The 21878-nt window shown below is 71.3% G+C and carries 20 protein-coding genes; 10 read left to right on the top strand and 10 right to left on the bottom strand.

All coding sequences use genetic code 11. The features are described 5' to 3' along the window. Positions 1-37 precede the first annotated feature (37 nt). Genes WFG93_RS12890 through WFG93_RS12900 form a run of 3 tightly spaced genes read left to right on the top strand, consistent with a single transcriptional unit; the run spans position 38 to position 2822 of the window. Positions 38-871 carry a purine-nucleoside phosphorylase gene (locus WFG93_RS12890; protein WP_336646742.1) on the top strand — a complete coding sequence of 278 codons (834 nt, stop codon included), beginning with the start codon at positions 38-40 and terminating at the stop codon, positions 869-871. After that, positions 868-2550, top strand: coding sequence for a phospho-sugar mutase (locus tag WFG93_RS12895; protein WP_336646743.1), 1683 nt, complete (start codon positions 868-870; stop codon positions 2548-2550). The genes WFG93_RS12890 and WFG93_RS12895 overlap by 4 nt, the downstream gene beginning before the upstream one ends. 2 nt (positions 2551-2552) lie before the next feature. Continuing rightward, positions 2553-2822 (top strand): HPr family phosphocarrier protein, encoded by a 270-nt coding sequence (locus WFG93_RS12900; protein ID WP_336646744.1) that lies wholly within the window; start codon positions 2553-2555, stop codon positions 2820-2822. On the opposite strand, the gene WFG93_RS12905 is transcribed toward WFG93_RS12900, so the two are convergent. Further along, positions 2809-4722 carry a BglG family transcription antiterminator gene (locus WFG93_RS12905; RefSeq protein WP_336646745.1) on the bottom strand — a complete coding sequence of 638 codons (1914 nt, stop codon included), beginning with the start codon at positions 4720-4722 and terminating at the stop codon, positions 2809-2811. The genes WFG93_RS12900 and WFG93_RS12905 overlap by 14 nt on opposite strands. 154 nt (positions 4723-4876) lie before the next feature. Between WFG93_RS12905 and WFG93_RS12910 the strand changes: the two genes are divergently transcribed. Genes WFG93_RS12910 through WFG93_RS12935 form a run of 6 tightly spaced genes read left to right on the top strand, consistent with a single transcriptional unit; the run spans position 4877 to position 10306 of the window. Next, on the top strand, positions 4877-5200 hold the full coding sequence (locus WFG93_RS12910) for a PTS sugar transporter subunit IIB (protein ID WP_336646746.1): 324 nt from the start codon (positions 4877-4879) through the stop codon (positions 5198-5200). Continuing rightward, a complete protein-coding gene (locus WFG93_RS12915) occupies positions 5197-5475 on the top strand; it encodes an HPr family phosphocarrier protein (protein ID WP_336646747.1) in 279 nt (92 codons plus the stop codon). The genes WFG93_RS12910 and WFG93_RS12915 overlap by 4 nt, the downstream gene beginning before the upstream one ends. Further along, positions 5472-7136 (top strand): phosphoenolpyruvate--protein phosphotransferase, encoded by a 1665-nt coding sequence (gene ptsP, locus WFG93_RS12920; RefSeq protein WP_336646748.1) that lies wholly within the window; start codon positions 5472-5474, stop codon positions 7134-7136. Before WFG93_RS12915 ends, ptsP begins: the two co-directional genes overlap by 4 nt. A gap of 31 nt (positions 7137-7167) precedes the next feature. Next, positions 7168-8727, top strand: coding sequence for a PTS mannitol transporter subunit IICB (locus WFG93_RS12925; RefSeq protein WP_336646749.1), 1560 nt, complete (start codon positions 7168-7170; stop codon positions 8725-8727). Next, entirely contained in the window at positions 8724-9158 is a 435-nt protein-coding gene (locus WFG93_RS12930) for a PTS sugar transporter subunit IIA (RefSeq protein ID WP_336646750.1), read from the top strand. The genes WFG93_RS12925 and WFG93_RS12930 overlap by 4 nt, the downstream gene beginning before the upstream one ends. Next, on the top strand, positions 9155-10306 hold the full coding sequence (locus WFG93_RS12935) for a mannitol-1-phosphate 5-dehydrogenase (RefSeq protein ID WP_336646751.1): 1152 nt from the start codon (positions 9155-9157) through the stop codon (positions 10304-10306). Before WFG93_RS12930 ends, WFG93_RS12935 begins: the two co-directional genes overlap by 4 nt. A gap of 43 nt (positions 10307-10349) precedes the next feature. Here WFG93_RS12935 and WFG93_RS12940 read toward each other — a convergent pair whose 3' ends face one another. Continuing rightward, on the bottom strand, positions 10350-10985 hold the full coding sequence (locus WFG93_RS12940) for a helix-turn-helix domain-containing protein (protein WP_336646752.1): 636 nt from the start codon (positions 10983-10985) through the stop codon (positions 10350-10352). 116 nt (positions 10986-11101) lie between these two features. On the opposite strand from WFG93_RS12940, the gene WFG93_RS12945 reads away from it, so the two are divergent. Further along, positions 11102-12316, top strand: a complete 1215-nt coding sequence (locus tag WFG93_RS12945; RefSeq protein WP_336646753.1) for a globin domain-containing protein — start codon at positions 11102-11104, stop codon at positions 12314-12316. 2 nt (positions 12317-12318) lie between these two features. Here WFG93_RS12945 and WFG93_RS12950 read toward each other — a convergent pair whose 3' ends face one another. The 8 genes from WFG93_RS12950 to WFG93_RS12985 all read right to left on the bottom strand — a co-directional run bounded on the left by WFG93_RS12950 (position 12319) and on the right by WFG93_RS12985 (position 21830). Beyond that, positions 12319-13434: an adenosine deaminase gene (locus tag WFG93_RS12950; protein WP_336646754.1), complete on the bottom strand. Its 1116-nt coding sequence runs from the start codon at positions 13432-13434 to the stop codon at positions 12319-12321. Between the two features lie 20 nt (positions 13435-13454). Then, a complete protein-coding gene (locus WFG93_RS12955; protein WP_336646755.1) occupies positions 13455-14795 on the bottom strand; it encodes a thymidine phosphorylase in 1341 nt (446 codons plus the stop codon). Further along, positions 14792-15211 (bottom strand): cytidine deaminase, encoded by a 420-nt coding sequence (locus tag WFG93_RS12960; RefSeq protein WP_336646756.1) that lies wholly within the window; start codon positions 15209-15211, stop codon positions 14792-14794. The genes WFG93_RS12955 and WFG93_RS12960 overlap by 4 nt, the downstream gene beginning before the upstream one ends. 22 nt (positions 15212-15233) lie before the next feature. Next, positions 15234-16535: an ABC transporter permease gene (locus WFG93_RS12965; RefSeq protein WP_336646757.1), complete on the bottom strand. Its 1302-nt coding sequence runs from the start codon at positions 16533-16535 to the stop codon at positions 15234-15236. Further along, positions 16532-17827, bottom strand: a complete 1296-nt coding sequence (locus WFG93_RS12970; protein WP_336646758.1) for an ABC transporter permease — start codon at positions 17825-17827, stop codon at positions 16532-16534. The genes WFG93_RS12965 and WFG93_RS12970 overlap by 4 nt, the downstream gene beginning before the upstream one ends. Beyond that, positions 17824-19377: an ABC transporter ATP-binding protein gene (locus WFG93_RS12975; RefSeq protein WP_336646759.1), complete on the bottom strand. Its 1554-nt coding sequence runs from the start codon at positions 19375-19377 to the stop codon at positions 17824-17826. The genes WFG93_RS12970 and WFG93_RS12975 overlap by 4 nt, the downstream gene beginning before the upstream one ends. Before the next feature lie 99 nt (positions 19378-19476). After that, complete coding sequence (locus WFG93_RS12980; RefSeq protein ID WP_336646760.1) at positions 19477-20562, bottom strand: BMP family lipoprotein; 1086 nt, start codon at positions 20560-20562, stop codon at positions 19477-19479. A gap of 155 nt (positions 20563-20717) precedes the next feature. Then, the gene (locus tag WFG93_RS12985; RefSeq protein ID WP_336646761.1) at positions 20718-21830 is read right to left on the bottom strand and encodes a mannose-1-phosphate guanylyltransferase; all 1113 of its coding nucleotides are present in this window, start codon (positions 21828-21830) and stop codon (positions 20718-20720) included. Positions 21831-21878: the final 48 nt, after the last annotated feature.

A 21878-nucleotide genomic window follows, 5' to 3' on the forward strand; every position in this document is an offset into this window, starting at 1 on the left:
CCTGGCCGCGACCCCGCCACGTTCCTAGAGTGGAGTCATGCCTGACACCTTCCTGAACCCCCTCGACGACCCGCATGCCGACCCCTTCGCGATCGCCGCGCAGGCCGCCGACGACATCGCGCGCCTGAGCGGGGTCGACCAGCACGACATCGCCCTGACCCTCGGATCGGGCTGGGGCAAGGCGGCGGAGATCATCGGTGAGACCGTTGCGACGATCCCCGCCACCGAGGTCACCGGGTTCTCCCGTCCCGCCCTGGAAGGGCACGTCGGCACGCTGCGCAGCATCCGCACCCCCGCTGGGCGGCGCGTGCTGGTCATCGGCGCCCGCACCCATTACTACGAGAACCACGGCGTGCGTCGCGTGGTGCACTCTGTGCGCACGGCCGCGGCCACGGGGGCGGGCATCATGGTGCTCACCAACGGCGCCGGCGGCGTGCGCGAGTCGTGGCAGCCCGGCCAGCCGGTGCTGATCAGCGACCACATCAACCTCACCGCCGACTCCCCCCTCGAGGGGGCGACGTTCGTCGACCTCACCGACCTTTACTCCCGCCGCCTGCGTGAGATCGCCCGCTCGATCGACCCCACCCTCGACGAGGGCGTGTACACCCAGTTCCGCGGACCGCACTACGAGACACCGGCCGAGGTGCAGATGGCCAAGCGCATCGGCGGCGACATCGTCGGGATGTCCACGGCTCTCGAGGCCATCGCGGCACGGGAGGCGGGGATGGAGATCCTCGGGCTCTCGCTCATCACCAACCTCGCCGCCGGCATCCAGCAGACGCCGCTGAGCCACGCCGAGGTCATCGAAGCCGGCCGTGCCGCCGGACCGGTCATCTCCGCCCTGCTGGCCCGCGTGATCGAGGCGCTGTGAACGAGCGGCTGACCCAGGCCCGCGCCTGGCTGCGACAGGATCCGGATGCCGAGACCCGCGACGAGCTGGCCGGCATCATCACCCGGGCGGCGGGCGGCGACCCCGCGGCGCTCGCCGACCTCGACGACCGGTTCGGGACGCGTCTGGCCTTCGGCACGGCCGGGCTGCGCGGCCGGCTCGGCGCGGGCAGCAACCGGATGAACCGCGTGCTGGTCGCGCAGGCAGCGGCCGGCTTCGCCGGCTACCTGCTGCAGCGCAGCTGGTCGCCGGAACGCGCCGATCGCCGTCCGACGGTCGTGATCGGCTACGACGGACGCCGCAACTCGCGCCGCTTCGCGCTCGACTCCGCCGAGATCCTCGCGGGTGCGGGCCTGCGCGCGGTGCTGCTGCCGCGGCTGCTGCCCACACCCGTGCTGGCCTTCGCGGTGCGCCATCTCGACGCCGACGCCGGGATCATGGTGACCGCCAGCCACAACCCTCCCGACGACAACGGCTACAAGGTGTACCTCGGCGGCGCCGACGGCGGTTCGCAGATCGTCGCGCCGGCGGATGCCGAGATCGCCGCGCACATCGAGCGCGTCGCGGATGCCGGCGACGTGGGCCTGCTGCCGCGCTCGAGCGACTACGAGATCGCCGCAGAAGAGGTCGTGCAGGCGTACATCGCCGCGACAGCCGCGCTCGCACCCGCGCCGTTCGGCGTGCAGGAGATGCGCTGGGTGTACACCGCCATGCACGGCGTGGGCTGGGAGACGTTCTCGCGCGTGGTGAAGGCGGCCGGCTATCCAGCGCCGCGCACGGTCGACGCGCAGCGCGATCCCGACCCGGGCTTCCGCACCGTGTCGTTCCCCAATCCCGAGGAGCCCGGCGCGATGGACCTCGCCTACGCCCGTGCGCGGGAGGCAGACGCGGAGTTCATCCTCGCCAGCGATCCCGACGCCGACCGGCTGGCCGTCGCGATCCCGGATGCCGGCGCCGAGGGCGGCTGGCGCCGCCTCACCGGCAACGAGGTGGGCCTGCTGCTGGGCCGACGGGCGGCGGTCGCCGCGCACGGCACACCGGGCGCGTCGCTCGCGTGCTCGCTGGTGTCCTCACCCGGGCTGGGCGCGGTGGCCGAGAAGCACGGTCTGGACTTTCACGAGACGCTGACCGGCTTCAAGTGGATCTCCCGCGCCCCCGGCATGGTGTTCGGATTCGAGGAGGCGCTGGGCTACCTGGTCAACCCGGAGACGGTGCACGACAAGGACGGCATATCTGCGGCCGTGGCGATGCTGGGCCTGGCCGCCGAGGCCCGCGTGCGCGGCACGGACATCGCCGGGCTGCTCGACGAGCTGGGTGCGGAGATCGGCCACTTCGCCAGCGGCCAGGTGTCCGTGCGCGTGGAGGACCTCTCGCTCATCTCCGACACCATGTCGTCGCTGCGCTCCCAGCCGCCGGCGTCCTTCGGCGCGCGCGCGGTCGCCTCGGCCGAGGATCTCGCACAGGCGGGACAGGGTGCGCCGGCCGGTGACGTGCTGCGCTACCGCCTCGCCGACGGCTCGCGCGTCATCGTGCGGCCCAGCGGAACCGAGCCGAAGCTGAAGGTGTACATCGACGCTCGCGCCGACACCTCCGACGCCGCGGTGGCCGCGGTGTCGGAGCTGGAGGCGGCTGTGCGTGAGCTGCTCGCCGAGCGGCGCTGAGCATGCTGCGCCGCCGGCTCACGGTCGAGGTGCACAACGGCGTGCACGCTCGGCCCGTCGCCGAGCTGGTGCGGCTCGCTCAGGCGCACGGCGCACCCGTGCGCCTGAGCACCGCGGCCGGCGCCACCGTGGAGCTCAGCAGCGTGCTGGCCGTCATGGACCTCGCGATCGAGGCCGGCGAGAGCGTCACGGTCGAGGTCGAGGACGCCCCTGGCGCGGCCGGCCTGCTCGATGCGATCTCGGAGGTGCTGGCGCCGCTCAGCCGTCGATGACGGCGACCAGCTCGTCCAGGAACGCATCGAAGTCGCTGCCGCGGCGCACGATCCGCTGCACGCTGTCGCGCTCGCTGAACACCTCGACGAGCTGCTCGAACACGGTCTGGAAGGCGTCGCGGTCGCTCTCGCTGAACGCGGCGAGCGCGACGACCTGCACCCGCCCGCTCCCCCAGGCGATCGAGCCGTCGGCGATCCCGATCGCGATGGCCGTGCGCACAGCGGTCATCTGCAGTGCGTGCGGCACGGCCAGCGCGTCGGTGAACGCCGTCGACGACATCCGCTCGCGCAGGATCGTGTTCTCGACGTAGTCCTCGTCGATGAGCCCGGATGCCGTCAGCGTCGCCCCCAGCCGTCGGATGATCCGCTCCTCGCCGATGTCGGGCAGCGGGACGACGAACGCCTCCGGCGAGAAGTAGCGCCGCAGCTCCTCGCGCAGGCGGGCGAGCCGACGTGAGCGGCGGATGCGGGCGGCCGCCTGCTGCACCCGCTCCACATCCGCCTCGGCGAGGAACGGCTGGATGCGGATGATCCGCTCATCGGCGCCGGCGACCGGCACCGTGCTGAGCACGAGGTCGGTGTCGAGGTCCGCGCCGTCCGGATCGACGCTGGTCTCCACCCGGGTCACCTCGATCAGCCGGCCCAGCGAGCGGTCCACGCTCGAGCGCAGCAGCTCCTGCAGCTCCTGGTAGCCGGGGCAGATGATGGTGGCGGTGAGGATGGCATCCGCGGCCCGGCTGCGCTCCAGCCGCCCGCCGACGTGCATCGCGATGTACGCGATCTCATCCTCCTGCAGGGGCACGCCCAGGCGCTCGTGCAGTCCGCTGGCGATCGACACGGCGACCTCGAAGATCATCGGATACGAGGACTTCAGCGAGCGCGTGAGCGGGTTGCGGGTCCACGCCTGCTCCTGTGAGCGGTGCAGCAGATTCTGCACGTGCAGGCTGAGGCGCAGGATGAACGCGTCCTCGACCAGGTCGACCTGGTAGTCGTGGGCGGCCTGGCGCACCTCGGCGCGCACCGCCTGCGCGACGGCATCGTCGACGGCGTCCTCGGCCCGCGAGCGGGCCTGCTCGCCCGGGGCGACCACCCTGGTCAGCACGAGCGTGGCGAGGTGCTCGCGGTCGCCGGCGCCGAGGGAAACGCCGAAGTGGTGCTCGGCGAGCCGCGCGATGGCGGCGCCCACGACCGCGACCGGCTCGTCGGCCGGCTCGCTGCCGGACTCCAGCGCACGGCCCATGGCCACTCGGTCCGCCGCGATCGTGATGTGCAGCAGCACGTCGCTGATCGCGAGCTCGTTGACGTAGTAGCCCAGCGCACCGAGCTCGCGCACCAGCTCGGCCTTGAACGGCCCCACCGCGCGTGCCGGCACCGCGGCCGGCGCCAGGGCGCGCTGCAGCACGTCCGCCCGCAGCGGACCGGCATCCATCTCGTCCTGAGCGAGCCGGCTCAGCAGTCGCCGCAGGGCCGGCTCATCACCGCGCAGCCGCACCCGGTCGCGATCGCGCTCCAGCCGCACGCCGCCGCCCTCGAGCAGCGCCCGCACCCGGGAGAGGTCGTTCTCGAGCGTCGTCTCGCTGATGTGCAGCGCAAGCGCGGTGTCGTACACGTCGATGCCGTCGCTCTCGTCGATCAGCGTGCGCAGCAGCCGGTGCAGCCGGGCTCGCGGGGTGCCGGGATCGATCTCGCTGAGCAGGTCGACCGCGTGCGCGGCGGCACGATAGCCCGCCGGACCGGACTCGATCGCGTCGCCGTCCAGCGCGCGCGCGTTGAGCCCTGCGACGTAGGAGCGGATGCTGCGCGGGGTGACCCCCAGCTGATCGGCCAGGCTCGCAGCCGTCGCCCAGGCGTCCTGTCGGAGCAGGATGGCGAGCAGCTGGTTCTGGCGCTGACGCGACATCCCTCCGCCTTCCTCATCGACGACACGTGCGCCTCCATGATGCCAGCCGCCGGACGGCTCGGCGCGGAAGCGGATGTTCCGCCCGGGCGGAAGGAAGCCTGCTGGAGGGGCAGGAGCAGTCCCCGCGACACTGGGTGGCAGGAAAGGGACATCGATGCGGATTCTCGTGGTGTGCGGCGCCGGCGCGTCGAGCACGTTCGTCGCTCAGCGGCTCGAGCGAGCCGCGAACGGCGCAGGTCTGGCTTGGTCCGTCCAGGCCGGCACGGAGCGTGCTGCATTGGATGCCGGCGGCCTCGACCTCGTCCTGGTCGGCGCGCACCTGGCTCCGCGCGCCGACGGCATCGGCACCGCGCTGCACGGACGCACGCCCGTGCTCGTGCTGCCCGCCGATGCTCCCGCCGACCTCGACGGCAGCCGCACGCTGCGCTTCGTCCGCGACGCGATCGCCGCGCCGCACGACCGGAAGGAACACCCATGACCGCCTGCTCGCGCACCGTCCGCGTCGGCTCCTCGCACGGCCTGCACGCCCGCCCGGCCAAGCTGTTCGCCCAGGCCGCGAAGGGTGCCGGCATCCCGGTCACGATCGCGAAGGACTCCGGCAAGGCCGTCAACGCCGCCAGCATCCTCGCCGTGATCGCCCTGGGCATCGACTTCGGCGACCACGTGGTGATCACCGCCGACGGCGAGAACGCCGAGACCGTGCTCGACGAGCTGACCGAGCTGCTCACCACCGACCACGACGAGGCGGCATGACCCTGCTGCGCGGTGTCGGCATCGGCCAGGGCGTGGCCGCGGGTCCCGTGGTGCGCATGGCCGAGCCCCTGCCCGCGCCGGAGAAGTCCCGCAGCACCGCCGGTGTCGACGCGGAGCGGCAGCGGACGCGCGCGGCGGTGGCGGCCGTGGCCGCCGAGCTGCAGCAACGCGCGCATGCCGCCGGCGGCGCGGCGCAGGAGGTGCTCGAGGCGCAGGCGATGATCGCCGAGGATCCCAGCCTCGAGGAGGAGATCGACACCCGCCTCGACGAGGGTTGCACCGCCGAATGGGCGGTGCACGACGCCTTCGCCGGCTTCCGCGCGACCCTCGAGGCGGTCGGCGGCTACCTCGGCGAGCGCGCCGCCGACCTCGACGACATCGCGCAGCGGGTGCGCGCCCACCTGGAGGGTGTGCCGGCGCCGGGGGTGCCCGACCCCGGGCATCCGTTCGTGCTCGTCGCGCGCGACCTCGCCCCCGCCGACACCGCCCTGCTGCGCCTGGACCAGGTGCTCGCCCTGGTGACCACCGACGGCGGCCCGACCTCCCACACGGCCATCCTCGCGCGCGAGAAGGGCATCGTCGCGATCGTGGGCGCCGCGCAGGCGGCGTCGCTCCAGGACGGACAGACGGTCGTGGTCGACGCCGCAGCGGGCGCCGTCGACGACGAGCCCTCCCCCGAGCGCCTTGCCGCGGTGGCGGAGCGCCTGGCCGTCCGTGCCGCCGAGGACGCGGCTCCGCCCGCACCGGGAGCGCTCGCGGACGGCACGCCGGTCCCCCTGTTGGCGAACCTCGGCAAGCCCTCCGACGCCGCGGACGCGCTGGCTCGCGGCGCCGAGGGCGTCGGGCTGTTCCGCACCGAGTTCCTCTTCCTCTCCGCCGCGCAGGCGCCGACCATCGCGCAGCAGCGCGCGGCCTACACCGAGCTGCTGCAGTCGTTCGAGGGCAGGAAGGTGGTCGTGCGGATGCTGGATGCCGGCGCCGACAAGCCGCTGGCCTTCCTCAACGACGCGCACGAGGAGAACCCCGCCCTGGGCCTGCGCGGCCTGCGCGCGCTGCGTGCCAGCGAGGACATCCTGCGCGAGCAGCTCACCGCGCTCGCCGAGGCGGATGCCGCCACCGCGGCGGAGCTCTGGGTGATGGCGCCCATGGTCACGACGGTCGAGGAGACCGCGTACTTCACCGCGCTCGCCCGCGAGTTCGGTCTGCAGACCGCCGGCGTGATGGTCGAGGTGCCCGCGAGCGCCCTGCTCGCCGACCGGGTGCTCGCGCACGCGGATTTCGCCTCGATCGGAACCAACGACCTCACCCAGTACACGATGGCCGCCGACCGGCTGCTCGGCTCGGTCGCCGGGTTCCAGGATCCGTGGCATCCCGCGGTGCTGCGGCTCGTACGCGAGGTCGGCGAGGCCGGGGCGCGCACGGGCCGGCCGGTGGGCATCTGCGGCGAGGCCGCTGCCGACCCGCTGCTGGCGGTCGTGCTCGTCGGCCTGGGCGCGACGAGTCTGTCGATGGCGCCCGCCGCGCTCGCGGATGTGCGACGCAGCCTCGCGCAGCACACCGTGGATGACGCCCGGCGCATCGCCCTGGCGGCCCTGCAGGCGGACGATGCGGCCGGCGCACGCGCCGCCGCGCAGACCGCCGCCACCTCTCCTTCGCAGTAACCCGACACCCTCACCAGAAAGAGACGACATCATGACGACGACGTCACCCGCCGTGACCTCGAGCGGCGCACGCGTGCGCGTGCAGAGGTTCGGCACCTTCCTCTCCGGCATGATCATGCCGAACATCGCAGCATTCATCGCCTGGGGCATCATCACCGCGCTCTTCATCGATCAGGGCTGGGTGGGCCGCGACGGTCCCGTCGAGGCGTGGCAGTGGGCCGCCTCGCCCATCCTCGGCGGCGGTGAATACGACGGCACGACCTACACCGGTCTCGTCGGCCCGATCATCAGCTACCTGCTGCCGCTGCTGATCGCCTTCACCGGCGGCCGGATGGTGCACGGTCACCGCGGCGGTGTCGTCGGCGCGGTCGCCGCATTCGGCGTCATCGTCGGTGCAGAGGGAACGGTGATGTTCCTCGGCGCCATGATCGCCGGCCCGCTCACCGCCCTCATCCTGAAGTACGTCGAGCGCCCCTGGCAGGGGCGCATCAAGCCCGGCTTCGAGATGCTGGTCGACAACTTCTCCGCCGGCTTCGTGGCGTTCTTCGCCGCGCTCGCGTCCTTCTTCTGGCTGGCGCCGCTGATGAAGTGGATCACCGACCTGCTCGGCGGCGCAGTGGGCTGGCTGGTCGAGACGCACCTGCTGCCGCTGGCGAGCATCATCGTCGAACCGGCGAAGGTGCTCTTCCTCAACAACGCCATCAACCACGGCGTGTTCACGCCGCTGGGCACCGAGCAGTCGGCCCAGACCGGCAAGAGCCTGCTCTTCCTCATCGAGGCGAACCCCGGCCCCGGCCTCGGCCTGCTGATGGCCATCACGGTCTTCGGCGTGGGTGCCGCACGCGCGACGGCCCCCGGCGCCGCGATCATCCAGTTCCTCGGCGGCATCCACGAGGTCTACTTCCCCTACGTCCTGGCGAAGCCGCTGCTGATCCTGGGACTGATCGCCGGCGGTGCGACCGGCGTGCTGACCAACGTGATCTTCCAGTCCGGTCTCGTCGCTCCCGCCGCCCCCGGCTCCATCTTCGCGGTGCTGTTCCAGATCGCGCCGGGAAGTCACCTCGGCGTGCTGCTGTCGGTGCTGCTCGCGGCCGCCGTGACCTTCGTCGTGTGCATGCCCATCCTGCTCGCCAGCCGGCGTCGGGATCTCGCCGCGGAGGCGGCAGGCGGCGACCGCCTGGCCGCCGCCATCGCGCAGACCGAGGCCAACAAGGGCAAGTCGTCCGACGCGCTGAGCGGGCTCGCCGCGCGTGCCCAGGCCGGCCGGACGACGACGGTCACCGCCCCGATCCGCAGCATCGTGTTCGCCTGCGACGCGGGGATGGGCTCTTCCGCGATGGGCGCGAGCGTGCTGCGCAACAAGCTGAAGAAGGCCGGGGTGGAGGGCGTGACGGTCACCAACCAGGCCATCGCGAACCTCGACGGCAGCGCCGACCTGGTCATCACCCAGCAGCAGCTCACCGACCGGGCCAAGGGACAGTCCCCCGATTCCGTCCACGTCTCGGTCGACAACTTCATGAACTCGCCGAAGTACGACGAGGTCGTCGAGATGGTCCGCTCCGAGGCGGCCCCCAGTAAGGAGGAAGAATGAGCGTTCTCACCCCGGACCGCGTGCGCATCCATCCCGGCGGCGCCACCCGCGACGAGGCTCTGAAGGAGGCGGCGGATGTGCTGGTCGCGGCGGGCGCGGTGACCGCCGACTACCTGCCCGCCATGCACGAGCGCGAGCAGGCGGTGTCGACCTACATGGGCAACGGCCTGGCCATCCCGCACGGCACCAACGATGCGAAGGACGCGGTGCTCGGCTCCGCGCTCAGTGTCGTCCGCTACGACGGCGGCGTGGACTGGGACGGCGAGCAGGCCACGTTCGTGATCGGCATCGCCGGGAAGGACGGCGAGCACCTGGAGATCCTCTCGCAGATCGCCATCCTCTTCTCCGATGAGGACGACGTCGCCCGCCTGAACGCCGCGACAACCCCTGCGGAGCTGTACGAGATGCTGGCGGCGGTGAACGAGGCATGAAGGCCGTCCACTTCGGCGCCGGCAACATCGGGCGCGGTTTCGTGGGCCTGCTGCTGCACGAGGGCGGCTACGAGGTGGTCTTCTCCGACGTCGCGCGCCCGCTGGTCGACGCGATCAACGCCGCCGACAGCTACACCGTGCACGAGGTGGGCGAGGGAGGTCAGGACACCGTCGTCACCGGATTCCGCGCGATCGACAGTGCCGCCGACCCGGAAGGTCTGATCGCCGAGATCGCGGATGCCGACGTGGTGACCACCGCTGTCGGTCCGGCCATCCTGCGCTTCGTGGCGCCTCCGCTGCTGGAGGGGCTGCGCCGGCGCGATGCGGCGAGCGCTCCGCTGCAGATCATGGCGTGCGAGAACGCGATCGGGGCGACCGACCTGCTGCGCGAGGAGGTCACAGCGCGTGCCGGCGCCGAATGGCCGGCGCTCGCCGGCCGCGCGGTGTTCGCGAACACGGCCGTGGACCGCATCGTGCCGGGTCAGCCGCTCGGCGGCGGCATCGACGTCACCGTCGAGCCGTTCTACGAGTGGGCGATCGAGCGCCGCCCGTTCGGTGAGAACCCGCCGCACATCCCCGGCGCGCATTTCGTGGACGATCTGGCGCCCTACATCGAGCGCAAGCTGTTCACCGTGAACACCGGGCACGCGGCGACCGCGTACCTGGGCGCGCAGGCCGGGATCGAGCGCATCTCCGACGCGCTCGCGGACGAGACGATCGCACGGCAGGTCGCGGCCGCGCTCGAGGAGACGTCGGCGGTGCTGGCCGCCAAGCACGGGCTGGACCCGCGTGAGCTCGCCGAGTACCGCAGGACGATCCTGCACCGCTTCGCCAACCCCGCCCTGCCCGACACCGTGTGGCGGGTGGGGCGCCAGCCGCTGCGCAAGCTGTCCCGGCATGAGCGCTTCATCGGCCCGGCGGCCGAGGCGGCCGAGAGCGGCCTGTCCACCGCGGCGCTGCTCGAGGCGGTGGCCGCGGCGCTCGCCTTCGAGGATCCCGAGGACGAGCAGTCCGTCCAGCTGCAGCGGCGGCTGCGCACGGAGGCGCCGGACGCACTCGCAGCGGAGGTGACCGGTCTGGACGCCGCGCACCCGCTGCTGCCGGCCGTGCGGGCGGTGTTCGCCGCCCGCACCGAGGCGGTGCGCTGAACTCGGCGCGCTCAGCCCCTGGCCCGATCAGCCCCTGGCGCGATCAGGCGCCGCCCGGGCCGGCGGCATCCGGATCCGCGCGGCGGCCCAGGGTCAGCGCGCAGGAGTGCGCGGTGACGAACGGCTGCAGCTGCGCGAGCTCCAGCGGGCCGTCGACCTGACCGAGGGTGTCGCGCACCAGACGCGCGTGCATGCCGCACACGGTGGCCTGATCCTCGGCGATGAGCGCGTGATAGGCGCACGGCGCCAGGTCGAAGCGCAGGCCGTCCTCATCGAGCACCGGCTTGAGGCCGGCATCGTCGAGGTGCTCGTACAGCACGTCCAGCTGCGCGGTCTCGGCATCCGTCCCGCTCTGCGCCGCACCGGTCACCGCGCGCAGCAGCTGCCCACGACGCTGCGCGCCGGCCACACGACGGCGTGCCGCGGATGTCTGGAGCTGCGCGTCGACGGGGTGGTAGGCGATCGGCGGTCGCCCGCGCGTGCCGACCTGCAGCCGTTCAGCGCGAACCAGGCCCTCGTCGGCGAGCACGCGCAGATGATCGCGCACGGTGTTCACCGGCATCTCGCAGGCCTCGGCGAGCTCGGCGACGCGTAGGCCGGGGCGGCGCTGCACCGTGCGTAGCAGGCGCAGCCGGTTCGGCTGGGTCAGACCGCGGAAATCATCGACTCGGCGAGGCACACCTCCAGGCTAGGCTTCCCGACCTCACCCGATGCCGAATAGAACCGGTGAAAATGCCCTCAGTCGTGCACGGCGACGGCGCACACTCGAGGGGACGCACATACGAAAGGACCGTCATGAAGCTGTCGCCCGAGTCCGAGGCCGTCGTCGCCGCCACCGCCGCCGTGGTCGCCGAGCACGCCGAGCAGATCACGAGAGTGTTCTACCCGGCGATGTTCGCCGCGCACCCCGAGCTGCTGCGCGTGTTCAACCGCGCCAATCAGGCGATCGGCGAGCAGCCCAAGGCGCTGGCCGCCTCGGTCGTGGCCTTCGCCGTGCAGCTGATCGACCCCGACGCTCCGGACTTCACCCCGGTCCTGCGCCGCATCGCGCACAAGCACGTCTCGCTGGGCATCAAGGCACGCGAGTACACGATCGTAGGCCGGCACCTGCTCGACGCGGTGGGCACCGTGCTCGGCGAGGCGGTCACCGCCGAGGTCCGCGCCGCATGGGACGAGGTGTACTGGCTGTTCGCCACCGCGCTGATCGCCGAGGAGGCGCGCCTGTACGCGCTCGCCGGCACCGATCCGGAGAGCCCGTGGCGCGGCTACCGGGTGGTGGAGCGCATCGAGGAGTCCGGCGACATCTTCTCGCTGCTGCTGGCTCCGGTGAACGGCATCGTGCCGTCGCACCACACCGGGCAGTACGTCGCCATCGCCGTTGACCTGCCCGACGGCAGCCGTCAGCCCCGGCAGTACACCATCTCGTCCGGACCGCGCGGCGACTCGATCCGGGTGACGATCAAGCGCGTGCACGGCGTGGGCGGCGCCCCGGATGGGCAGGTGTCGACCTGGCTCTGGCGCAACGCGCAGCCGGGCACCGTGCTGGATGTGTCGCAGCCCGCCGGCGATGTGGTGCTGGACGAGGAGGACAGCCCGCTGGTCCTCGTCTCCGCCGGAATCGGGATCACCCCCGTCGCCGCCATCATGGAGGACCTCTCCCGGCGCCAGCCGGCTCGCACCGTGCGGCTGTTCCACGCGGATCGCGCGCACGACACGCACGCGCTGTACGCGTCGCTGCGTCGCCAGGTGCTCGCGATGCCCGACGCCCGGGCGCAGAACTGGTACGAGCGCGGCGCCGCCGCAGCGCCGACGCTGCACCCCGCGCAGGACGGCTTCATGGACCTGCGCGAGGTCGACCTGCCCGCGGACGCCGCCGTGTTCATGTGCGGCCCGCTGCCGTTCATGCAGGCCATGCGGCGCACCCTGATCGGCCGCGGCGTGCCCGCCGAGCGCATTCACTACGAGGTGTTCGGTCCCGACCTGTGGGCGCAGAACCCGCAGGCCGCCTGAGGTCAGCGGGCGAAGCCCTCGGCGATCATCTCGACGAGCTCCTCGCGCTCCTCGACCGGCAGGAATGCCGCCGAGGCCGCGTTGAACTGGAACGTCTCGAGGTCGTCGAGGTCGTAGTCGAACGCGTCGACGAGCAGCGCGAGCTCGCGGGTCAGCGAGGTGGCGCTCATGGTGCGGTTGTCCACGTTCACCGTCACCGAGAAGCCCAGCTGGTAGAGCAGGTCGAACGGGTGGTCCGCGAGCTGGTCGCCCCACTGCGCGATCGCGCCGGTCTGCAGGTTCGAGGACGGCGAGAGCTCAAGCGGGATCTCCCGGTCGCGCACCCAGCGCGCGAGGTCGCCGAACTGCACCTGCACCTCGTCGCCCTCGCGCTCGATGACCTGCAGGTCCTCGGCAATGCGCACGCCGTGCCCCAGACGCAGTGCGCGACCGTCGATGAGCGCGGAGCGGATGGATGCCGCTCCCGCGGCCTCCCCCGCATGCACGGTGACCGGGAGGAACTCCCCGGCCAGGTAGTCGAAGGCGGCGCGGTGCCGCGCGGGAGGGAAGCCCTCCTCGGGACCGGCGATGTCGAAGCCGACCACCCCGCGCTCGCGATGGCGCACGGCGAGCTGGGCGATCTCATCCACCCGATCCGACTGGCGCATCGCCGAGAGGATCTGCGCGACGCGGATGCTGCCGCCGGCGGCATCCGCGTCGTCCTCGCCCTGCTCGATTCCGCGCTGCACGGCGCGCACCGCGTCGTCGGGGCTCAGCCCGCCGGCGAGATGCTGCTCGGGCGCCCAGCGCACCTCGCCGTAGATCACGCCGTCAGCAGCGAGGTCGGCGACGAACTCCCGCGCCACGCGCGTGAGCGCCTGCTCGCTCTGCAGCACCGAGGTGACCAGGTCGAAGCTCATCAGGTACTCGGTGAGCGAACCGGCCTCGCTCTGCCGGCGGAACCAGCGCCGCATCGACTTCTCGTCGCGCTCGGGCGCGGTGACCCCGGCGGCGTCGGCCAGCTCGAGGATGGTCGCCGGGCGCACCGCGCCGTCGAGGTGGTCGTGCAGCGACACCTTGGGCAGAGCGCGCAGGGAGAGACCCTGCACCTTGCGGTCGCCGTCGTGGTCGATGGTCATGCGATCCTCCCGGATGCGTCTCAGGCGGTGATGCGCTCGCGCACGATCGGGAGCCGGATGCCGTCTCCCGCGTGCGAGTCGCGGTCACCGATCTCGTAGGCGCCCTCGAGCGCTGCCAGCGCACGTGCGAAGCGGGCGTCGTCGTCGGCGGACAGCGTGAACAGCGGCTGACCCGCGGTGACGGATTCGCCCGGCTTCACGGCGAGGTCGATGCCGGCGGCGAAGACGACCGGGTCCTCGGCGCGGGCGCGTCCGGCCCCCAGGCGCCACGCGGCGATCCCGAACGGCAGCGCGTCCATCCGGGTGACGACGCCGTCCCGCTCGGCGGTGACGACGTGCGTCTCGCGCGGCGCGGGAAGCGCGGCGTCCGGATCGCCGTCCTGGGCGCGGATCATAGCCTTCCAGCGGTCCATGGCGCGCCCGTCGTCGAGGGCTGCTGCCACGTCGGCATCCGGCTGCCCGGCCAGGGCGAGCATCTCGCGTGCGAGCGCGACGGTGAGCTCGCGCACGTCCGCCGGGCCGCCGCCGGCGAGGATCTCCACCGACTCGCGCACCTCGTTGGCATTGCCGATCGCACGGCCCAGCGGCGCGTTCATGTCGGTCAGCAGCGCCGTGGTCGACACGCCGGAGTCGGTGCCGAGCTCGACCATGGTGCGAGCGAGATCCCGGGCGCGGTCGATGTCCTGCATGAAGGCGCCGTTGCCGAACTTCACGTCCAGCACCAGTGCGTCGGTGCCCTCAGCGATCTTCTTCGACATGATGCTGGAGGCGATCAGCGGGATCGCCTCCACTGTGCCGGTCACGTCGCGCAGCGCGTAGAGCTTCTTATCGGCGGGCGCGAGTCCGGAGCCGGCGGCGCAGATGACCGCGCCGACCTCGCCCTGCAGCTGGGCGAACATCTCCTCGTTGGTCAGCGCCGCACGCCAGCCGGGGATCGACTCGAGCTTGTCGAGGGTGCCGCCGGTGTGCCCGAGACCGCGACCGCTGAGCTGCGGGACGGCGGCGCCGAACACGGCCACCAGCGGAGCCAGTGGCAGCGTGATCTTGTCGCCCACGCCGCCGGTGGAGTGCTTGTCGACGGTGGGCTTGCCGAGGGCGGTGAAGCTCATCCGCTCCCCGGACGCGATCATCGCGTCGGTGAGCACACGGATCTCGTCACGCTGCATCCCGCGCTGAAACACCGCCATCGCGAACGACGCCATCTGCGCGTCGGAGACGTAGCCGCGGGTGTAGGCGTCGACCATCCACCGCAGCGCCGGCTCCGGCACCGCGCCGCCGTCGCGCTTGGCGCGGATCACGTCGATCGCGTCGAACGGTTCGCCGGCTCCCTGCGGCCTGTCCTGAGCTTGTCGAAGGGTCATCGTCCGCCTCCATCCGGTACCTGAGCCCGTCGAAGGTCGCGGGGACCGAAGGCGTCCGGCAGCACCTCGTCGATCGTGCGGATGCCGGACACCGTCTCGAGCAGCATCTCCGCGCTGGAGTGCTCGAACAGCAGCTGACGGCAGCGCCCGCACGGCATGATCGTCTCGCCGTCGTTGTTCACGCACACAAAGGCGACCAGGCGTCCCCCGCCGGACATGTGCAGGTCGCCGACCAGCGCGCACTCCGCGCACAGGCCCACGCCGTACGAGGCGTTCTCGACGTTACATCCCGCCACGATGCGTCCGTCGTCGACGAGCGCGGCGGCGCCCACCCGGTAGCGCGAGTACGGCGCGTACGCCTTCTGCATCGCCTCGGCGGCGACCTGTCTCAGCTCGTCCCAGTCGATGTCGGTCACGTCTTCTCCTCAGACTCGATGTCTACGACTTGATGTACGGCTCGCCGTCGGCCGCCGGCGGACGCGAGCGCCCCACCAGGCCGGCGACCGCGAAGATCGTCACGATGTACGGCAGCATGAGCATGAACTGGCTGGGCACCGGCGAGCCGATGACGCTGAGCACGCTCTGCAGGTTGCTCGCGAAGCCGAACAGCAGCGCCGCCAGCGTGGCACGGATCGGGTCCCACTTGCCGAAGATCACCGCCGCCAGCGCGATGAAGCCGGCGCCCGCGGTCATCTCCGGGTTGAAGCGCGGCACCGAGACCAGCGTGAAGAACGCACCACCCATGCCGGCGACGGCTCCCGCGATGAGCACGTTCATGTATCGCGTGCGCGCGACGTTGATGCCCACCGTGTCGGCCGCCTGCGGGTGCTCGCCGACCGCGCGCAGGCGCAGACCCCAGCGGGTGCGGTACATGCCGTACCAGACGACGAACACGATGACGTACATCAGGTACACCACGATGGTCTGACGGAACAGGATCGGGCCGAGCACGGGGATGTCGCTGAGCAGCGGGATCGGCAGATCGCGGAACGGCTGGACGGTGTTCAGCGCCGCCTGATTGGGGGCGAGCACCTGACGGAACAGGAAGGTGGTCACGCCGATCACCAGGACGTTGAGCACCACGCCGACGATCACCTGATCCACGTAGTAGGTGATGGCGAACACGCCGAGGATCACAGCTACCAGCACGCCGGCCAGCATCGCGGCGACCAGGCCCGCCCAGGGCGTGCCGACGGCGGAGGCGACGATGGCGGCGGTGAACGCACCGGCCAGCAGCTGCGCCTCGATGGCGATGTTCACCACGCCGGCACGCTCGCCGATCACGCCGCCCAGGGCGCCGAAGATCAGCGGGGTGGCCAGCGCGAGACCGCCGCTGAGCAGTCCGATCATCGGCAGGGTTCCCGAGCTGCCCGCGGCGGCCCACGCGAGGAATCCGAAGATCAGCGCGATGACGTACAGCGCGATCAGCCACATCGGCACGCGCCGATGCGCGCGGGTGAGCAGCACGGATGCGACGCTGATCGCCGCGCCGATGACGACGCACACCCACGCCGTCGCGGTTCCCGGAACGACCAGGGAGGGCAGCTCGAAGATCTCGCTGCCCGCGGTGAAGCGGAACGTCGCATCGCCCGGACGCGGGATCAGCAGCGGCAGCAGCGCCACCAGCACCGTCAGCACGCTGAGGATGATCGGCGTCTTCCACGACACCACGCTCACGTGGCGCAGCTCGGCCTGCACGCTCTGCGGGCTCTGCCCCGCCTGTACGGTCTGAGTGCTCATGCCGACACCTCCTTGCCCTCGGAGCGCTTCGCTCGTCGCTCGGCCGCGCGCCGATCACGCCGGCTCGGGCGGCCCGGCTGCGGCAGGCCGAACATGGCGCGCACCAGCGGCGGTGCCGCGATGAACAGCACGATCAGCGACTGCACGACGAGCACGATCTCGATCGGCACGCCCTGCGAGGCCTGCATGGTGAAACCACCGGTCTTGAACGCGCCGAACAGCAGCCCGGCGAACAGGATGCCCAGCGGCCGGGAGCGTCCCAGCAGGGCGACTGTGATCGCGTCGAAGCCGATGCCGGCGTCGATGCCGCCGCTGAAGCCCTTCGGCTCGGTGCCGAGCACCTGGCTCACGCCCGCCAGACCGACCAGCGCGCCCGCGATGAGCATCACGTTGAGATAGGTGCGACCGACCGAGATGCCGGCCGTGCGCGCGGCATCCGGGTTCTCCCCCACCGCACGGAACCGGAACCCGAGGCCGGAGCGCTCCAGCAGCCACCACGTGATGGCGACCGCCACGAGGGCCAGCAGGAATCCCAGGTGCAGCTTGTAGCTGGGTCCGAGGATCAGCGGCATGACGGCGGACTCCGCCATCGGCGCGGTCTTCGGGTTGCTCGAGCCGGGGGCCTGCAGCACGCCCTGGGTGGCGAGCATCCACGCCAGCAGGTACACGGCGATGTTGTTCAGCATGATCGTGGTGATCACCTCGTGCGCGCCCGTGCGCGCCTTGAGGACACCGGCGATGCCCGCCCACAGCGCGCCGGCGACGATGCCGGCGATGAGGGCGACGATCAGGTGCAGCGGGAAGGGCAGATCCCACGCCGTGGCGACGTACCCGGCGGCCGCGGCGGCCATCAGCATCTGGCCCTGACCGCCGATGTTGAACAGGCCCGCGCGGAAGGCCAGTCCCACGCCGAGGCCGGCGGCGATCAGCGGCGTGGCGAACTTCAGCGTCTCGGTGAGCGGACGGATGCCGATCGCGAACGAGTCGGCGTTGAAGTTGTAGATGGAGCCGCGGAACAGCGCCGCGTAGGCGCCGCCGACGGCCTGACCGATCGCGCTCAGCGTGTCGCCGGGGGCGGCGAAGAAGTAGCCGGCCGCGGCCTGCACATCCGGATCGGTCAGGGCGATCATCAGCGAGCCCACGATGACGGCGGCCACGACCGCGAACACGGTGGTCAGCGCACTGCCGGTCGCGATCTGCATGAGTGCGGCGCGCCAGCGCTGAGGCCGCTGCGGCTTCTGCGGCTGGATCGCCTTCTCGGAGTCGGGGATCTGCGTCTGCGCGACGGTCATGCCTGCGCTCCTTCGCTCGGGACGCCGGCGGTGACCTCGCGGGCGGCATCCTCCGCGCTGGCACCGGCCATCATCAGGCCCAGCTGATCGCGGGGGGTGTCGCCGGGGACGATGCCGACCACGCGGCCCCGGTACATCACGAGGATGCGATCGGCGAGGGCGGCGACCTCGTCGAGCTCGGTGGAGATGACGATCACCGGCACGCCGGCGTCGCGCGTCTCGATGATGCGCTTGTGGATGAACTCGATCGAGCCCACGTCGACGCCGCGGGTGGGCTGGGCGGCGACGAACAGCGACAGGTCGCGGCTGAGCTCGCGTGCCAGCACCACCTTCTGCTGGTTGCCGCCGGAGAGCCGGCCGGCCGCCTGCGCGGGCCCCTGGGTGCGGATGTCGAACTCCGCGATCTTCTCCTTGGCGAACTCCGTCAGCCGGCGCAGCTGCAGGGCGCCGTTGCGAACGAAGGGCGCGCCGTTGGAGCGGTCGAGCATGAGGTTCTCGGCGATGGAGAACTCCTTGACGAGCCCGTCCACACCGCGATCCTCGGGCACGAAACCGACGCCGGCGTCGAGGATGTGCCGCACGCTGCGCCCGAGCAGCTGCTTGCCGTTCAGGCGGACGCTGCCCTGCACCCGCTCCTGCAGACCGAGCAGCGCCTCGGTGAGCTCGGTCTGGCCGTTGCCCTGCACCCCGGCGATCGCGAGCACCTCGCCGCCGCGCACCGTGAAGGAGGCGTCGTCGACGAGCACGGTGCCCAGGGCGTCGGTGACCGTGAGACCCTCGACCACGAGCGCGTCGTCGGTGTGCCGGGGAGCGTCCTTGTGCACGGTGAGCTCCACCGCGCGGCCCACCATGAGCGAGGCCAGCTCGGCATTCGACGCGGTCGGCGACGCCTCGCCGACGACCTTGCCGAGCCGGATGACGGTGATGCGGTCGGCGACCTCGCGCACCTCGCGCAGCTTGTGCGTGATGAACACGATCGAGGTGCCCCGCTCCTTGAGCTGGCGCATGGTCGCCATCAGCTCGTCGGTCTCCTGCGGGGTGAGCACGGCGGTGGGCTCGTCGAAGACCAGCACCCGCGCCTCCCGGGAGAGGGCCTTGATGATCTCCACGCGCTGCTGCACACCCACCGGCAGGTCCTCGACGAGCGCGTCGGGGTCGACGTCGAAGCCGAAGCGGTCGGAGATCTCGCGCACCTTCGCGCGAGCCGCCGCGATATCGAGGCGGCCGCCGAACGTCGTCTGCTCGTGCCCGAGCATCACGTTCTCGGCCACGGTGAACACCGGGATGAGCATGAAGTGCTGATGCACCATGCCGATTCCCGCCGCCATCGCGTCTCCGGGGCCGGAGAAGTGCTGCACGCGCCCGTCGAGGAGGATCTGCCCCTCGTCGGCCTGGTAGAGGCCGTACAGCACGTTCATCAGCGTGGACTTGCCCGCGCCGTTCTCACCGAGGAGGCAGTGGATCTCCCCCGCCTGCACCTCGAGGTCGATGTGGTCGTTGGCCGTCAGTGCGCCGAACCTCTTCGTTATGCCGCGCAGCTCGAGCTTCATGTGTCCGATCCTATTCGTGACGTGTCCTCGCACCGGGGATCGCCCGGGCAGACGACATCGGGGAGGCCGGCACGACCGGCCTCCCCGATGCAGTACCTCTTACTTGTCGAGGTAGGAGGTGACGGTGATGGTGCCGTCGATGATCTCCTGCTTGATCTCGTCGACCTTCTTCACCAGCTCCGCATCGACCTTGCTCTCGAACTCGTGCAGCGGCGCGATGCCGACGCCCTCGTTCTCGAGAGTGCCGATGTAGGCCTCGCCGCTGAAGTCGCCATCAGCGCTGGACATGACGGCCTCGTAGGTCGACAGGTCCATGGCCTTGAGCACCGACGTGAGCACGAAGTCAGCGGTGGTCGGGTCGGTCTCGAACAGGTCGGCGTCCGCGCCGATCAGCGCGATGTCCTTGCCCGAGTCCTTGATCGCCTGCAGACCCGACTGGTAGATCGGACCACCGACCGGGAAGAGCACGTCGACGCCCTGGTCGATGATGTTCTTCGCGACGGTCTTCGCGCTCTGGTTGGCCTCGAAGCCGCCGGTGAACGAGCCGGTCTTGCCATCCCAGCCGACCACGGCGACGGACTTGCCGTTCTGTTCGTTGTAGTGGTCCACGCCCTGCTTGAAGCCGTCCATGAAGATCGTCACGGTCGGGAACTCCATGCCACCGAAGGTGCCGACCTTGCCGGTCTTCGAGTAGCCCGCCGACAGGTAGCCGGCCAGGAACGCCGCCTCGGCGGTGTTGTACAGCAGCGGCTTGACGTTGTCGGGCTTGTTGTCGCCGCCGGCGTCGTCGACGAGGATGAAGTCCGTCTCGGCGTTCGCCTCGGCGGCGTCGACCGTCGCCTGCGACAGCGCGAAGCCGACGGCGACGATGGCGTCGCAGCCCTCGGAGACCATGTTGTCGATGTTCGGAGCGTACTCGGTCTCGGCGTTCGACTCCGCCTCACGGAAGGTGGCGCCGAGCTCATCGGCGGCCTTCTTGGTGCCCTCGTAGGACAGCTGGTTGAAGGACTTGTCGTCGAAGCCGCCGGCATCCGAGACGATGCACGCGGAGAAGTCGGACTTGTCGCCGTTGCCGCCGTTGGCGCCGGGCTTGTCAGCGGGCGCCTGACCGCACGCGGCCAGGCTCAGGACGACGCCGGCGGCGACGGTCGCGCCGAGCAGCTTCTTGGTGATGGAGATGGACACTCATGCCTCCCGGGTGATCTCCGCGGACGTCGCGGATCGATCGAGGTTACCGAGTGTTACGCGCGCGGCGCACGTCATGCTCAGATGTGCTGGCGAAAGGTTACAAACCTGCAATGATGACCGCCGCTCCTGCTTGGCCATCTGCAACAGCGGCCTCAGAGCACGTCGCCGCGGCCGGTGAGCTTCAGCGACTCGACGACGCCCTTCACGCGCTGCGCGTGCTCGACGGTCGTCACCAGCAGGGCGTCGTCGGTGTCGACCACGACGATGTCCTGCACCCCCACCAGGCTGATCACGCGGGAGGTCTGGCTGACCAGGATGCCGCTCGCGGCATCCGACAGCACCCGCGCGCGCGGCCCCAGCACCGCCAGATCGTTCTTGCGCCCGTTGGTGATCAGCTTCGTCAGCGAGGCGAAGTCGCCCACGTCATCCCAGTCGAAGTGCCCTGGCACGACCGCGAGGCGACCGCGTTCGGCGGCGGGCTCGGCGACGGCGTAGTCGATCGCGATCTTCTTCAGGGTCGGCCAGATGCGATCGACGGCGGGGCCGCGCCGGTCACGGTCGTCCCACGCCTCGGCCAGCTCCATGAGCCCGGCATGCAGCGCGGGTTCGTTGATGCGCAGTTCGTCGAGCAGGACGCTCGCCTTCGCGATGAACATGCCGGCGTTCCACAGGTGGGCACGGTCGGCGACGTAGGCCTTCGCCGTCTCGAGGTCGGGCTTCTCCACGAAGCGGGCGACCAGGGCCGCCTCGCGCGCCCCCTCGACGACGAGCTCGGGACCCTTCTCGATGTAGCCGAAGCCGACCGCGGGCTCGGTCGGGGTGATGCCGATCGTGCAGATGTATCCCTCGCGCGCCACCTCCACGGCGTCGCGCACCGCGAACTCGAACACCCGCGTGCCGCGGATGACGTGGTCGGCGCTGAACGAGCCGATGATCACATCGGGGTCGCGGCGGTGCAGGATGGCCGCGGCGAGACCGATCGCCGCGGCCGACTCGCGCGGCTCGGACTCGAGGAAGACGTTGGCGTCCGGGATGCCGGGCAGCTGCCCCTCCACGGCGGCGCGATGCGCGCGACCGGTGACCACGGCGATCCGGTCGGGACCGGCCAGGGGCTCGAGCCGGTCCCAGGTGTCGCGCAGCAGCGAGTGCCCCGAGCCGGTGAGGTCGTGCAGGAACTTCGGCGCGTCCGCGCGCGACAGCGGCCACAGTCTGCTGCCGATGCCACCGGCCGGGATCACCGCGTAGAAGTCGTCGATAAGCGCCATGGCTCAAACCTAGCCGTGACCTCGGACGCGCTGAGTGGATAAGGGTCG

Source organism: Microbacterium sp. USHLN186 (genome assembly GCF_037145155.1).
GTDB lineage: Bacteria > Actinomycetota > Actinomycetes > Actinomycetales > Microbacteriaceae > Microbacterium.